Genomic DNA, 14,023 nt, shown 5'->3' with positions numbered 1-14,023 from the left:
GCTCCGGTTTCTGTGCGCTGTCCGTGTCCAAACTGCCTGTGCTCATTACCGCATACTGGAATAACCTTTAGTAGATAGCCGACTCGATAGTCGGCTTTTTTTTGAATAATTTTTAGCATTCAACACCACACCATATAACTTTCATTAGAGGATAGAGAAAATGAGCCGTCGCACCATTGGCGTCAGCGAGCGCCCACCGCTGCTCCAGACGATCCCCCTGAGTTTCCAACATTTGTTCGCAATGTTTGGTGCCACTGTTTTAGTTCCTATTCTGTTTAAAATTAACCCGGCGACGGTGCTGTTGTTTAACGGCATCGGAACCTTGCTTTACTTATTTATTTGTAAGGGAAAAATCCCGGCTTATCTGGGTTCCAGTTTTGCCTTTATTTCGCCAGTATTGCTATTACTGCCATTGGGTTACGAAGTCGCCTTGGGCGGTTTTATCATGTGCGGTGTATTGTTCTGTCTGGTGGCGCTGATTGTAAAAAAAGCTGGCACCGGTTGGTTGAATGTGCTGTTCCCACCAGCGGCAATGGGGGCGATTGTGGCGGTTATCGGCCTTGAATTGGCTGGCGTGGCTGCGGGAATGGCGGGGTTGCTGCCTGCCGAAGGGGTGACAGTCGATTCCGCCACCATCATCATTTCAATGGTGACCTTAGGTGTGACCATTCTGGGGTCAGTGTTATTCCGTGGTTTCTTTGCCATTATCCCTATTCTGATTGGTGTACTGGTCGGTTATGCCTTGTCATTCGTGATGGGGGTGGTTGATTTGACTCCTATTCGTGAAGCGCATTGGTTTGCCTTGCCGACATTCTATACCCCGCGTTTTGAGTGGTTTGCCATTCTGACCATCTTGCCCGCGGCATTGGTGGTGATTGCCGAGCATATTGGGCATTTGGTGGTCACAGCGAATATTGTGAAAAAAGATTTGATTCGTGACCCTGGCCTGCATCGTTCGATGTTTGCTAATGGTATTTCGACGGTTATTTCAGGTTTCTTCGGTTCGACACCGAATACCACTTATGGTGAAAATATCGGCGTTATGGCGATCACCCGTGTTTACAGTACCTGGGTTATCGGTGGTGCGGCGATTCTGGCGATTATGCTCTCTTGTGTCGGCAAGTTGGCCGCTGCAATTCAGGCGGTGCCGGTACCGGTTATGGGGGGCGTCTCCCTGCTGCTGTACGGGGTTATTGCGGCGTCAGGTATTCGCGTGTTGATCGAGTCAAAAGTTGACTATAACAAAGCACAAAACCTGATCTTAACCTCTGTTATCCTGATCATTGGGGTGAGCGGCGCGAAAGTGAACATTGGTGCAACTGAGTTGAAAGGCATGGCACTGGCAACTGTCGTAGGTATCGGCCTGAGCCTGTTGTTCAAAGTGATTAGCTTGATCCGCACCGAAGAAGAAATTATTGAGGCGACGGAAGACGAACCTGCGCTTAAGTAAAAGTGCTATCTGGTCGAGCCGCACTTGTGGGTTCGGCCAGTTTTTTGCCGCAGATCAGGTTTTTATGCTGTTGTCATTTTTTGTGGTAAGCTTGCCACGTTTTCCCGCCCGTTTTGTTGGTTGAGGTGCTTCTGAATACGCCGGCACAGCTTTCACTGCCACTCTATCTTCCCGATGATGAAACTTTTGCCAGTTTTTATCCGGGGGAGAACCCGTCCCTATTAGCGGCGATCCAGTCCGCTGTTCATCAGTCTCATGGCAGTTATATCTATTTTTGGTCGCGCGAAGGCGGTGGCCGCAGTCATTTGTTGCATGCAGCTTGCGCCGAGCTATCACAAAAAGGTGAGGCGGTGGGGTATGTCCCGCTGGATAAACGTGCTTATTTCGTGCCGGAAGTGTTGGATGGCATGGAGCAATTGGCCCTGGTTTGTATTGATAATATTGAGTGTATTGCTGGCGACGAACAGTGGGAGATGGCGATGTTTAATCTCTATAACCGCATTGTGGAAACCGGCCGTACCCGTTTATTGATCACCGGTGATCGTCCGCCACGGCAGTTAAATCTTGGTTTGCCTGATTTGGCTTCCCGACTTGATTGGGGGCAGATCTATAAATTGCAGCCCTTATCAGATGATGAAAAATTGCAGGCTTTGCAATTACGCGCCAAATTACGCGGCTTTGAATTACCGGAAGATGTGGGCCGTTTTCTGCTAAAACGTCTCGATCGAGAAATGCGCACTTTATTTATGACGTTGGATCAGCTTGATCGAGCCTCCATTACTGCGCAGCGTAAATTGACTATCCCCTTTGTGAAAGAGATCCTCAGCCTTTAATACCCCACGTTCTTATGACGCAGGGTATGATTCCATTCAGGCAATGACTACAAAATCTCCAATACCTGCTCTGGCGGCCTTCCAATGCGCGCTTTATCTTTATAAACCACGATGGGGCGCTCGATAAGCTTGGGATTATCACTCATGGCTTGCAGCAATTGCTCTTGTGTCAGCGCCTTATCTGCCAGATTCAGCTCCTTATAAAGCTCCTCTTTGGTGCGCATCAATTGCCTGGCGTCACTGAACCCCAACTGTTGCAGTAATTCTTTTAACGTTGCCACCGAGGGTGGGGTATCCAGATACAATACCACCTGCGGTTTAATGCCTTGTTGCTCAACTAACGCGAGTGTTTCGCGGCTTTTGGAGCAACGCGGATTGTGATAAATCGTGACGTCTTTCATCATAACTTTCCTTAAGACTTCTGGTATTTACGGAAGCGCTCATTCAATTGGCGCAACTGGTCAATTCGGGCATCATAGCGAGCCTGTTCCAGGCTGCCGAGTTTCACCCGCGCACTGGCATCACTTAGTAAGCCGATGGCTTGAGTTAATTTGCCACTCAATGCCAGGCTTTCCGCTCGTGCCGCCAGTTCCTGATCGCGCAGGCCCAGTGCCGCAGCAGCTTGAGCCAGTAAATCCCAACCGTTAGGATCATTCGGATAGCGGAATGTGTAGTTACGCAATATCTTGATGGCCGCCGCGGGTTGCCCGCCCTGAACATAGGCGTTGGCCAAATTCAGCAGTAACACCGGATCATTATTTTGTTTAGCGGTTGCGGCTTGCAGGCGGTTGATGGCACTGGCCGCTTTGTTTTGCCCCAAATCGATATCTGTCATCAAATCGAGAAACCACACATTGCCCGGCTGTTGGGTTAACAGCGGTTGTAACTGATTGCGGGCTTCATCGTATTTTTTGGCTTGATACAACACGATCGCCTGACCGTATTTGGCGGCCAGTTGTTCGCGTGTAGTGCCTTTGCTTAAGGTCTCAAGCAGGTCAGGTGTCAGGCTATTTTCGGCTGAACCATACATACCCAGAATACGAACTTTGGCGAACAAGTAATCTTGCGACGAGGCGGTTGGGTGCGGTTTCATCTGATTAGCACGGTTACGTGCATCAGATAAACGGCTATCGGGTAATGGGTGGGTCAGTAGCATTTCCGGTGGTTTGGATGCATATCGCGACTGATCGGCCAGTTTTTGCAAGAAATTGGGCATAGCTTGTGGATCAAACCCTGACCGTTGCAGCACTTGAATGCCAATTCGGTCAGCTTCCTGCTCATTACCTTGCGTAAAGCTGATGATGCCCTGCTGAGCACCCGCCAGTGTGCCACTCAGGCCCGCCATCCCCGCTTGTGGGCTGGCCATTGTCAGCAGGATAGACCCTAGTACACCCACCCATGTCAGGGGGGCCATACGCTGCTGTTCTTCCATTGCTCGCGCCAGGTGGCGTTGGGTGACATGAGATATTTCATGAGCTAATACGGAGGCCAGTTCGCTTTCGTTTTCTGTATAGCGGAATAGGGCTGAGTGGAGTACCACATTGCCGCCAAAGAATGCAAAGGCGTTAATTTGATCGTTATTCACCAAATAGAAATGGAATGGCGTACGTACCGAGTAAGCATTTGCGACTAAGCGATTACCCAGCGAATTGATGTATTGTGTCAATAATGGGTCATAAATCAGTGGGGCACTGGCTCGCATTTGGCGGACATAAAAGTCCCCCATGGCTTTTTCCTGATCAATACTCAAGGTTGCCCCCGCTGAGGTGCCGATATCGGGCAGCAGGTCTTGTGTCTGTGTCTCAGCATTGACAGGTATGGGGCCGGCGAGCAGTAAACTCCCAAGCAATGTGGCTATCACCGTCTTACTTACCCGGCCTGTTTTGTTTAACCGACCTGTTTTGTTTAACCGATATGTCATAAACGAGGTTGCCCCTACTGATGTAATGACAATTAGACTCCGAGATGTGTAAGAGTTCTTCTTCCTTGCTCTGCTCTCCAGTACAATCATCACGAAAGCGAGTTTGATCACAAAAAAAGTATGAAATAGGTTAAAGGTTAAGCTCATCATCCATTACTGAGACTCGCAACTATCTTAGTCAGCCTATAGATATAAAGAAATAGTTATATAAAGTAATGGTGACTAAGGCAACGGTGATAAAAAACGGCTGAAGCATCAACGGATCTTCGGATTATGCCTCTGCAGCATGGGGCTGTTAAAGGAATTCGCTGACTTGCGGATCCCTCATAGTATTTAAGGAGCAATTTCGGATGCTAGAGCTGTTGTTACAATGGTATCGCCGTCGTTTTACCGACCCACAGGTTATCGCTTTGCTGGCTATTCTGCTGGCTGGATTCTGCATTCTTTACTTCTTCAGCGGCATTTTGGCCCCGTTATTGGCAGCTATTGTTCTGGCGTACTTGTTAGAGTGGCCAACGGCCCGATTACAACGAATTGGCTGTTCGCGTCCGTGGGCGGCCAGTATCGTGTTGGTTGTTTTTGGTGGTATTGCGCTGCTGGCGGTGTTTGTTGTTGCCCCGACAGTCTGGCAGCAAGGTAATCATCTGATTTCAGATATGCCGAAGATGTTGAATAAATTCAATGCATTTGCTCAGACATTACCTGCGCGTTACCCCGCATTAGTAGACGCCGGGATTGTCGACATGATGGCAGAAAACCTGCGTAGCAAGCTCTCCGGAATGGGGGAGTCAGTGGTGAAAATCTCGCTGGCTTCATTAATTGGCTTGCTGACATTGGCCATCTATTTGATTCTGGTGCCGCTGATGCTGTTTTTCCTGCTCAAAGATAAAGAGCAGATGCTAAACGCGGTGCGCCGTATTTTACCGCGCAATCGTGGTTTGGCAGGTCAGGTTTGGTTGGAAATGAACCAACAGATCACCAACTATCTTCGTGGAAAAGTGTTGGAAATGGTGGTGGTCGGCATCGCCACTTATCTGGTGTTCTTCGTGATGGGCATGAATTACGCGCTGTTACTGGCGGTATTGGTCGGTTTTTCTGTCCTGATCCCCTATATCGGCGCAGTGATTGTCACCATTCCGGTGGTGCTGGTGGCGCTGTTCCAATGGGGGATAGGGGCTGATTTCTGGACACTTTTTGTCGCTTATTTGGTTGTTCAGGGGCTGGATGGCAACTTACTGGTACCGGTGCTGTTCTCTGAGGCGGTGAATTTGCACCCGCTGGTGATTATTTTGTCTGTGATCATTTTTGGTGGGATGTGGGGCTTTTGGGGTGTGTTCTTTGCCATTCCACTGGCAACATTGGTGAAAGCTGTTATCCATGCCTGGCCGGAGGAGTTTATCCCGGATGCGGATTAATTATCCCCTGTGCCCTTGATGCCGCAGCGGTGTTAGCTGCACTCACTCACCCGAATCACTGACCGGAGTCAGCTCATCGGGATGAGTTCGCTGGCTGCCTTGCTGCAACAGCAATGGCTTTGGGGATCATTCGATTTATTGCCAATAAAAAAGAGCGTTTGAGCGCTCTTTTTTGCCATTTATCGGCCAGGGCCGCTGTGTTATGACTCAAGCACTTTGGTGCAAGTAGTCCATAACGATTTCGTGGTGGTTGGTGGTTTTGAAATTATCAAACACATGCTCCACCTTGCCATCAGCGCCAATCAAGAAGCTGATACGATGAATGCCGTCGTAGGTTTTCCCCATAAAACTTTTCTCGCCCCAAACACCAAATTGCTCTGCAACTTCATGATTCTCATCAGATAGTAAAGTGAAATTCAGTAGCTCTTTTTCGGCAAAACGTGACAGCTTTTCAGGTTTATCGGTGCTAATACCCAACACTTCGACGCCTGCTTTTTTCAATTCATCCATATTATCGCGCAGACCACAGGCCTGAACGGTACAGCCAGGCGTCATCGCTTTAGGATAGAAATAGACCAAGACACGTTGTCCCTGGAAGTCGGCCAAACTAATTTGCTCGCCATCTTGGTCGGGCAAACTAAACTTCGGCGCTATATCACCGGCTTTCAATGGGCTCATTACTAACTCTCCATTCGTGAGTCATGCTGTGGATAGTTCACAACGCTAATACTGCCTTGTGCGTTGAGTTCTGTACATAGCTGATAAAAAGCGTGTTCGATTATCGAACTGTTTTGGCTGGCAGGACTGTGCGCACTTATCTGAATATGCAACCGGGGAGGAATGTTACCTTCAGCCGGTTGAGTCTTGGAAACCAACTCAGCGATATTCATATTGTGGCAATGGAACAGATTGGTAAACCGTTCAATAATATGGGGGGAGTCATTCACCTCGACTTTCACCCAGACGGTGGCAGGCATGGCTTTCTGATTTTGTGCATTGGTGCGTTTCATCACAATCAGCAAATCAAGCTCTGCGCCTTTTTGCGGCAAGGTTGATTCCAGTAGGGTTATCGCGTTCCAACTGCCGGAAAGCAACATTATAAATGTGAACTCCTCACCAAACATGGCCAGCCGGCTATCTTCAATATTACAACCGCAGCTACTGACATGGCGGGTGATGGTATTCACGATTCCAGGGCGGTCAGCACCGAGTGCGGTAATGACCAGATAATGTTCATCAAGCTGCGGCAAAATCGCTCTTCCTGTCATGCTCTTTGGGGTTACCATGGTAAACATAAAAAAAACCTGCTGCCAAGCGCTTACAACACAGTTGTTTGCTTGCTTTTGGATAGAGGTCAAAAGTACCATGAGTAACTTGTTTAAGGTGGGGGTGGTCAATGTCTACGGGAAGTTCGATCTTTACAGGAAGCATAGTTGCGCTGATAACGCCGATGGACGACAAAGGTAATGTCGATCGTGCGAGTCTTAAGAAACTTATCGATTATCATGTAGCCAGTGGAACTGCGGCAATTGTCTCCGTAGGCACGACGGGTGAATCTGCGACGTTGAACCATGACGAACATGTTGATGTTGTCTTGCAGACGCTCGAACTGGCCGATGGCCGTATTCCTGTGATTGCCGGAACCGGTGCGAATGCTACCGCCGAAGCCATTTCACTCACAGAAAGATTTAAAGATACCGGTGTGGTGGGTTGCCTGACGGTGACGCCATATTATAACCGTCCGATGCAGGAAGGGTTGTATCAGCACTTTAAAGCGATCGCTGAAAGTACCGATTTGCCACAAATTCTCTATAATGTGCCCTCGCGTACCGGTTGCGATATGTTACCGCCGACCATTGCTCGCTTAGCTAAGATTAAAAATATTGTTGCTGTTAAAGAAGCAACAGGGAACTTAAGTCGTGTAAGTCAGATCCAAGTGCTGGTTGATGATGAAGATTTCATCCTGCTCAGTGGTGACGATGCGAGCGGTCTGGACTTTATGCAACTGGGCGGTAAAGGGGTTATTTCGGTGACAGCAAATATTGCTGCGCGCGAAATGGTTGAACTTTGTGCATTGGCTGCACAGGGTAACTTTGCCGAAGCTCGCCGTTTGAATCAGCGCTTGATGCCTTTGCATCAGCATTTATTTGTAGAAGCAAACCCAATTCCGGTGAAATGGGCCGCGAAGAAGCTGGGATTAATGGCTAACGACACTATGCGTCTGCCAATGACCCCGTTGACTGATCCGGCCCAACGGATTGTGGAAGACGCGCTGAAAAGCGTAGGTTTGCTGTAACTCTTAGGGAAATTTGATGGCAATAACATTGCAAAAGTCGACGGTGGTAACGGTTGTGGGGGTTTCGCTGGCGATGTTGCTGGCAGGCTGTACCACCGACCAACGCTACAAACGCCAGGTTGGCGGTGACGAGTCTTATCTTGAAGCTCCGGGGCTGAAACCACTGAACTCACCGGCAGGGATGATTCTGCCCGTGCAAAATGGTGAGTATGATATCCGCTCCGTCAACACTCAAGGCGCTGTGGGCAAACAGTTGGACATCCGTCCTCCGGTTCAGCCACTGGCATTGTTAAGCGGTTCTCGCGCTGAAAATGCTAACGATACCAGCAAGCTATTGTTAGAAAATAGCCCGCAAAATCGTAACTTGTGGGCGCAGGTTACCCGCGTGCTACAGGATAAAAACTGGGCGATCGCCAGCCGTCAGGATGCCAGCCAAACGTTGACAACTGACTGGGTTAAATGGAATCGTGCAGATGAAGACGTCCAGTTTGAAGGGCGTTATCAGATAAGTGTACAAGAGCAAGGTTATCAGTTGGCTCTGGTGGTGAAATCCCTTGAGTTACAACAAGGTGGCAAACCTATTACCAGCTATACCGAAATTCAGCGCTACAATGGCGCCATGCTGAATGCCATTATCGAAGGTCTGGATAAGGTGCGTTCTGATAGCGAAAGCAGCCAGGCAGCACGCAAAGTCGGTACTCTTGATGTCCAAAGTGGCAGTGATGATACCGGCTTACCGCAACTGATTGTACGTGCGCCATATGCAGTGTTGTGGGAACGTCTGCCAAATGCACTTGAAAAAGTGGGCATGAAAGTCACAGATCGTAGCCGCCCACTGGGTACGATCAATGTTACCGTTAAATCGATGAGCAGCAGCAGTTGGGATGCATTGGGTGCCAAAGACCCAGAATTGCCAACCGGTGATTATAAGCTGCAAGTCGGTGATCTCGATAACCGCAGTAGCCTACAGTTCATCGGGCCTAAGGGGCAAACGCTTACTCAGTCGCAGAACGATGCGCTGGTAGCGGTGTTCCAGGCGGCGCTTAGTCAGACTAGTGCTATAAGTACTCAATAAAACCAAAGGGGCTTCGGCCCCTTTGTTTATTTCTACCCGAAGAGCTTGTTGTTGCAGTAAATATCACTGTGGCTTCAAGTGCCAAGGGTATATCAAAGATTGTCACATTACTGGAGTAATTAAGATGCAAAAGCTAGCTGAGTTGTATCGTGGCAAGGCGAAAACCGTCTATACCACCGAAAATCCTGACCTATTGGTATTGGAGTTCCGTAACGATACATCAGCACTGGATGGTCAGCGCATTGAGCAGTTCGATCGTAAAGGCATGGTAAACAACAAATTTAACCATTTCATTATGGCTAAATTGGAAGAAGCCGGTATTCCCACCCAAATGGAACGCTTGCTATCAGACACCGAAGTGCTGGTGAAAAAACTGGAAATGATCCCGGTTGAGTGTGTTATCCGTAACCGTGCTGCGGGTTCTTTGGTCAAGCGTCTGGGTATCGAAGAAGGTCTGGAACTGAATCCACCGTTGTTTGACTTGTTTTTGAAAAATGATGCTATGCATGATCCGATGGTCAATGAGTCTTACTGCAAGACGTTTGGCTGGGCGACAGAAGCACAATTAGCGCGGATGAAAGAGCTGAGCTATTTGGCTAATGACGTGCTGAGCAAACTGTTTGATGATGCAGGTTTAATCCTGGTGGATTTCAAGTTGGAATTCGGCTTGTTCAACGGTGAAGTGGTGTTGGGCGATGAATTTTCACCTGATGGCAGCCGTTTGTGGGATAAGAAAACCCTGAACAAAATGGATAAAGACCGTTACCGTCAAAGCCTGGGTGGTTTGATTGAAGCCTACGAAGAAGTTGCACACCGTATTGGCGTAAAATTAGACTAACTACGCAATCGATTACGTTTTCTCTGACGTAACCTTTTTATACCTTAAATAATTCGAGTTGCAGGAAGGCGGCAATTGAGAAAATCCCGAGGAGTTGACACTAGTCAATGATTCGGGTGAGCGAGAGCAGCCAACGCACATGCAGCTTGAAGTATGACGGGTATAAGGGGAGATAACCTCTATCTCCCCTTATTCTTCTTATTTTCCCCCGTGACATTAATCATTTGTACTTTTAATGGTATTAGCTTCGCGGATTTCCTACGATAATACGTAAGGAATATATCTGGGAGCAAAGCTATGCGTTGGCAAGGTCGTCGCGAAAGTAACAATGTAGAAGACCGGCGGGGTGATTCATCTGGCGGCGGTGGCGGATTCCGTCCTCCAATTGGTGGCAAAGGTGGTCTGGTTATCCTGATAGTGGTGCTGGTGGCGGGCTATTACGGAGTTGATCTGACGCCGCTGTTAAACGGCAGCGATCCTATGTCTCAAACCCAGACTCAACCACGCCCACAAGGTTCTGTCAGCGCCAAAGATGACCAATACGCTAAATTTACCTCTGTGGTGCTAGCCGATACTGAAGACACCTGGAAACCTATTTTTCAAAAAATGGGCCGCAGCTACCAAGAACCTAAATTGGTGATGTACCGCGGTGCAACACGCACCGGCTGTGGTACCGGTCAGTCGGTAATGGGCCCGTTTTATTGCCCGGCGGACAGTACGGTTTATATCGATTTATCTTTCTATGAAGATATGAAAAATAAACTGGGTGCAGATGGCGACTTTGCTCAAGCCTATGTGATTGCTCATGAAGTTGGGCACCATGTACAGCATTTGATGGGTATCGATACTAAAGTGCGGCAACAACAGCAAGGCGCATCTGAGGTGGAAGCTAATCGCTTATCGGTCAAAATGGAATTGCAGGCGGACTGTTTTGCCGGGGTCTGGGGCAAAGCCATGGAACAGCAAAATGTATTAGAGGTTGGTGACTTACAAGAAGCGCTGAATGCTGCACAGGCCATTGGTGATGACAGGTTACAGCAGCAGCGCCAAGGGCGCGTAGTGCCAGATAGTTTCACTCATGGCACCTCGGCGCAACGTTATACCTGGTTCAAACGTGGTTTCGACAGCGGCAACCCGAATAGCTGCAACACCTTTGCCACCCGCTAATAGCGCTAGAACCTCAAGTAAGCAGAGACTATCATAAGCGTACTTTTTGCCGGTGCATTGGCTGCCGGCATTTTATTGCAAGGCAGCATCACTCTTATGATAAGGCACAATAACAATGGCAGCTCTTGACCCCACTTTATTAATCCTATTAGTGCTGGCTGGACTCGGTATTATTAGCCACAACATGACTGTTACACTCGCAATTCTGACACTAATCGCGGTGCGTATCACCCCACTGAATCAGTTCTTTCCCTGGATAGAAAAATACGGATTAACTATCGGTATATTGATTCTGACTATTGGTGTAATGACACCGATTGCCAGTGGAAAAATCAGTGCCAGCGAAGTGCTGCACTCCTTTGTCCAGTGGAAATCGATTTTAGCCATTGTGGTTGGGGTCGCGGTTTCCTGGCTTGGCGGGCGGGGCGTGTCATTGATGACACACCAACCGTCGGTGGTTGCTGGGTTATTAGTTGGAACCGTATTGGGCGTTGCCTTGTTCCGTGGCGTGCCGGTTGGGCCATTGATCGCTGCGGGTTTGCTCTCACTGATTATTGGTAAATCCTAGCGTGATCAATGGGATTATCACCAGCCAGGTGTTGATGGCACAGCAGGGGCATCGGCGCTTGCTGGTGCTCAGTGGCGATGCTGATTGGGCGCGGCAGCAGGCGATAAATCTGAGTGAACAACTAGCTGGCGATTGGCTGTGGGTGGGGGAGCATTTCCCCCCTGGTGCCAATGGCATTCGACCGACGGCGGCCAAAACCTTATTGGGGCAGGAGGGGTTACACGGTGTATTTGATGCCACCGATGGCTTGAATACCGAAGCGCTGGCGGTGTTAGCAGGAGTATTACGGGCAGGAAGTTGGCTACTGTTATTAGTGCCTGAGTGGGGCGATTGGCTACATTTACCCGATACCGACAGCCTGCGCTGGAGTGAACAGAGCGCGCCAATCACGACGCCGAATTTTATCCGCCATGTGCAGCGCCAACTTCTGGCCTCTCGCGATGTGTTTTTGTGGCAACAGGGTAAGTTGCCGCCTGTACCGCAGTTTGAGGCTCGTCCAAACTGGCGGCCGCCAGACGGTACCCCCACTACAGAACAGCAGGCGATTCTTCAGCGCTTGATGCAGGCCAGGCAGGGTGTTTGGGTACTAACAGCAGCACGCGGTCGGGGGAAGTCGACACTTGCCGGTATGCTGGTGGCGCAATCTACAGGCAATTGTTGGGTCACTGGGCCGGGCAAGGCCGCTACTCAAGTATTAAGTCAGCGAGCAGGGGATCGCGCGCGTTTTTGGGCGCCAGATGCACTGCTGGAGTATTGCCAGCAACATGACGTCAGTGATGTTGATTGGTTATTGATTGATGAGGCCGCCGCTATCCCAACTGCGCTATTGTCGGCGCTTTTGACCCACTTTCCTCGAGCTTTATTAACCACAACGGTACAGGGTTATGAAGGCACGGGGCGTGGCTTCTTATTGAAATTTTGCGCGACCTTAAGTGATTGGCATCATTTAACACTGACAGACCCTATTCGCTGGGCCAGCCATGATCCGCTGGAGCAGATTATCGACGATATTATGCTGTTCAATGATGACCGGATGAATGATAAATTGTCGTCAATAGAATCAGCCTCTACACCTGTCGAGATCATCGCCTGCGAACAGTCCGATTGGTTGAGCCATCCCGAATTATTGCGCCACTTTTATGGTTTGCTTTCCAGCGCTCATTATCGCACCACACCACTTGATTTGCGGCGTTTGATGGATGCGCCCGGTATGCATTTTTCAGCCGTAAAGGTTGCTGATTCAGTGGTGGGGGCTTTGTGGTTGGTGGATGAAGGCGGGCTGGATAGCGCATTAGCTCATGCTGTTTGGGCTGGCAGGCGGCGGCCAAAAGGCAGTTTGGTGGCACAATCACTGGCGGCCCACAGCGGGCAATGGCAAGCGCCAATATTATTATCCAGACGAATTAGTCGAATCGCGGTAGCACCATTATGGCGACAGCAAGGGATTGCCCGGCAGATGATTGCTGCCGAACAAGCTCGGGCGCAGCGCGAAGGGCTGGATTTTCTTTCGGTCAGCTTTGGTTATACGGCAGAATTAGCGTATTTTTGGCATGCTTGCGGCTTTCATCTGGTGCGTATCGGGAGTCATAAAGAAGCCAGCAGTGGCTGTTACGCGGCAATGGCCGTGTTACCCCTGAGTCCCGCCGGGAACATGCTCTGTGAGGCGGCACGGCAGCAATTAGAGCGGGATTGGTATTGGTTGCAGCAATGGATTGGTCTGGAAATGCCAGTATCGTTACACCCGCCAGAGCAACCTGATACTACCTTAAATGATGATGACTGGCGCGAGCTTACCGGGTTTGCGTTTGCTTTGCGCCCATTAGAGGCGAGTTTGCCTGCGTTACAGCGGCTACTACTGCAAACAAAAGCCCCTCTTCCCGCATTGCGACAATATTTACAGCAGGGGCGTACGACTGCGGAAATTGTTAAAAATCTGGGCGTAACAGGGCGGAAGGCATTAGTCGTCAAGTGGCGTCAAGAGGCCGCCGAGGGAATGGCGGATATAACATAAGAAAAAGGACAATGCTTATTAAAAATTGAAATTTGGCATTGTCCCTATTGGCTTTATTTTTTGAGAGCGTAACGATAAGTGATTACGTCATTCAGATCACATATAATCATTATCTAGTTTTTTCGTGGTTATCAGCGAGCCAGAAACTGTCATCAGTGTATAGGTTAATTCACCTATCTTCTTATCCCTCTTCTCAATATCCTCTACATCCTCCATTTTTTCTCTCATCTCATCCGTAATAGAATTCAATGTATCCATATTAGTTAGATCATACTCAAGTAAAAGGTTTTTCAATTCGGGATTTTCTTTTAAGAAAAAACAACTATAATCCATTAACTCATCGGCACCATAAGTGTCTTTAATTTCTGTATCGGGATAAAACTCCTTAAACTTCTTCAGGTTATTCCCCGCATATTCTTTAATTACCGTACTATAGTTCTCAATTATTG

The 14,023-nt window shown here is 48.9% G+C and carries 14 protein-coding genes; 9 read left to right on the top strand and 5 right to left on the bottom strand.

The annotated features are described in order from the left end of the window. Window positions 1-160: 160 nt before the first annotated feature. Window positions 161-1,450: a uracil permease gene (gene uraA / locus HU019_RS11300; protein WP_174849048.1), complete on the top strand. Its 1,290-nt coding sequence runs from the start codon at window positions 161-163 to the stop codon at window positions 1,448-1,450. A gap of 125 nt (window positions 1,451-1,575) precedes the next feature. Next, window positions 1,576-2,283: a DnaA inactivator Hda gene (gene hda / locus HU019_RS11295; RefSeq protein ID WP_005172380.1), complete on the top strand. Its 708-nt coding sequence runs from the start codon at window positions 1,576-1,578 to the stop codon at window positions 2,281-2,283. A 47-nt stretch (window positions 2,284-2,330) separates the two neighbouring features. Here hda and arsC read toward each other — a convergent pair whose 3' ends face one another. After that, window positions 2,331-2,684, bottom strand: coding sequence for an arsenate reductase (glutaredoxin) (arsC, locus tag HU019_RS11290; protein ID WP_174849086.1), 354 nt, complete (start codon window positions 2,682-2,684; stop codon window positions 2,331-2,333). A gap of 11 nt (window positions 2,685-2,695) precedes the next feature. Further along, window positions 2,696-4,204, bottom strand: coding sequence for a beta-barrel assembly-enhancing protease (gene bepA, locus HU019_RS11285; protein WP_174849047.1), 1,509 nt, complete (start codon window positions 4,202-4,204; stop codon window positions 2,696-2,698). Window positions 4,205-4,554: 350 nt separating this feature from the next. On the opposite strand from bepA, the gene HU019_RS11280 reads away from it, so the two are divergent. After that, window positions 4,555-5,619, top strand: coding sequence for an AI-2E family transporter (locus tag HU019_RS11280; protein WP_174849046.1), 1,065 nt, complete (start codon window positions 4,555-4,557; stop codon window positions 5,617-5,619). A 207-nt stretch (window positions 5,620-5,826) separates the two neighbouring features. Here the strand turns inward: HU019_RS11280 and bcp are convergent, their stop codons facing one another. Together bcp and HU019_RS11270 are read right to left on the bottom strand one after the other, a co-directional pair. Continuing rightward, window positions 5,827-6,297 (bottom strand): thioredoxin-dependent thiol peroxidase, encoded by a 471-nt coding sequence (gene bcp / locus HU019_RS11275; RefSeq protein WP_174849045.1) that lies wholly within the window; start codon window positions 6,295-6,297, stop codon window positions 5,827-5,829. A gap of 2 nt (window positions 6,298-6,299) precedes the next feature. Next, window positions 6,300-6,869: a glycine cleavage system transcriptional repressor gene (locus HU019_RS11270; protein WP_174849085.1), complete on the bottom strand. Its 570-nt coding sequence runs from the start codon at window positions 6,867-6,869 to the stop codon at window positions 6,300-6,302. Between the two features lie 164 nt (window positions 6,870-7,033). On the opposite strand from HU019_RS11270, the gene dapA reads away from it, so the two are divergent. From dapA to HU019_RS11240, 6 genes are all read left to right on the top strand, one after another. Continuing rightward, window positions 7,034-7,915, top strand: coding sequence for a 4-hydroxy-tetrahydrodipicolinate synthase (gene dapA / locus HU019_RS11265; protein ID WP_174849084.1), 882 nt, complete (start codon window positions 7,034-7,036; stop codon window positions 7,913-7,915). A gap of 16 nt (window positions 7,916-7,931) precedes the next feature. Next, on the top strand, window positions 7,932-8,990 hold the full coding sequence (gene bamC / locus HU019_RS11260) for an outer membrane protein assembly factor BamC (RefSeq protein ID WP_174849044.1): 1,059 nt from the start codon (window positions 7,932-7,934) through the stop codon (window positions 8,988-8,990). Between the two features lie 124 nt (window positions 8,991-9,114). Beyond that, window positions 9,115-9,828 carry a phosphoribosylaminoimidazolesuccinocarboxamide synthase gene (purC, locus tag HU019_RS11255; RefSeq protein WP_019083680.1) on the top strand — a complete coding sequence of 238 codons (714 nt, stop codon included), beginning with the start codon at window positions 9,115-9,117 and terminating at the stop codon, window positions 9,826-9,828. A 297-nt stretch (window positions 9,829-10,125) separates the two neighbouring features. Then, on the top strand, window positions 10,126-10,995 hold the full coding sequence (gene ypfJ / locus HU019_RS11250; RefSeq protein WP_174849043.1) for a KPN_02809 family neutral zinc metallopeptidase: 870 nt from the start codon (window positions 10,126-10,128) through the stop codon (window positions 10,993-10,995). Between the two features lie 115 nt (window positions 10,996-11,110). After that, window positions 11,111-11,563, top strand: coding sequence for a DUF441 domain-containing protein (locus HU019_RS11245; protein ID WP_005162074.1), 453 nt, complete (start codon window positions 11,111-11,113; stop codon window positions 11,561-11,563). Window position 11,564: 1 nt separating this feature from the next. Then, a complete protein-coding gene (locus HU019_RS11240; protein ID WP_174849042.1) occupies window positions 11,565-13,574 on the top strand; it encodes a tRNA(Met) cytidine acetyltransferase TmcA in 2,010 nt (669 codons plus the stop codon). Between the two features lie 96 nt (window positions 13,575-13,670). Here HU019_RS11240 and HU019_RS11235 read toward each other — a convergent pair. Continuing rightward, the coding region (locus HU019_RS11235; RefSeq protein WP_235921484.1) for a hypothetical protein at window positions 13,671-14,023 on the bottom strand (353 nt) is incomplete at its 5' end.

Origin of the sequence: Yersinia artesiana, from assembly GCF_902726545.1 — a bacterium.
In the GTDB taxonomy this organism is placed as follows: domain Bacteria; phylum Pseudomonadota; class Gammaproteobacteria; order Enterobacterales; family Enterobacteriaceae; genus Yersinia; species Yersinia artesiana.
The sequence above is the reverse complement of the archived record's forward strand: the minus strand, read 5'-3'. Positions and strand labels throughout refer to the sequence as shown.

Bases quoted from the DNA above. Each gene is read 5' to 3' on its own strand.
- uraA (WP_174849048.1), top strand. From the start codon at position 161: ATGAGCCGTCGCACCATTGGCGTCAGCGAGCGCCCACCGCTGCTCCAG.
- arsC (WP_174849086.1), bottom strand. From the start codon at position 2,684: ATGAAAGACGTCACGATTTATCACAATCCGCGTTGCTCCAAAAGCCGC.
- bepA (WP_174849047.1), bottom strand. From the start codon at position 4,204: ATGACATATCGGTTAAACAAAACAGGTCGGTTAAACAAAACAGGCCGG.
- HU019_RS11280 (WP_174849046.1), top strand. From the start codon at position 4,555: ATGCTAGAGCTGTTGTTACAATGGTATCGCCGTCGTTTTACCGACCCA.
- bcp (WP_174849045.1), bottom strand. From the start codon at position 6,297: ATGAGCCCATTGAAAGCCGGTGATATAGCGCCGAAGTTTAGTTTGCCC.
- bamC (WP_174849044.1), top strand. From the start codon at position 7,932: ATGGCAATAACATTGCAAAAGTCGACGGTGGTAACGGTTGTGGGGGTT.
- purC (WP_019083680.1), top strand. From the start codon at position 9,115: ATGCAAAAGCTAGCTGAGTTGTATCGTGGCAAGGCGAAAACCGTCTAT.
- ypfJ (WP_174849043.1), top strand. From the start codon at position 10,126: ATGCGTTGGCAAGGTCGTCGCGAAAGTAACAATGTAGAAGACCGGCGG.
- HU019_RS11245 (WP_005162074.1), top strand. From the start codon at position 11,111: ATGGCAGCTCTTGACCCCACTTTATTAATCCTATTAGTGCTGGCTGGA.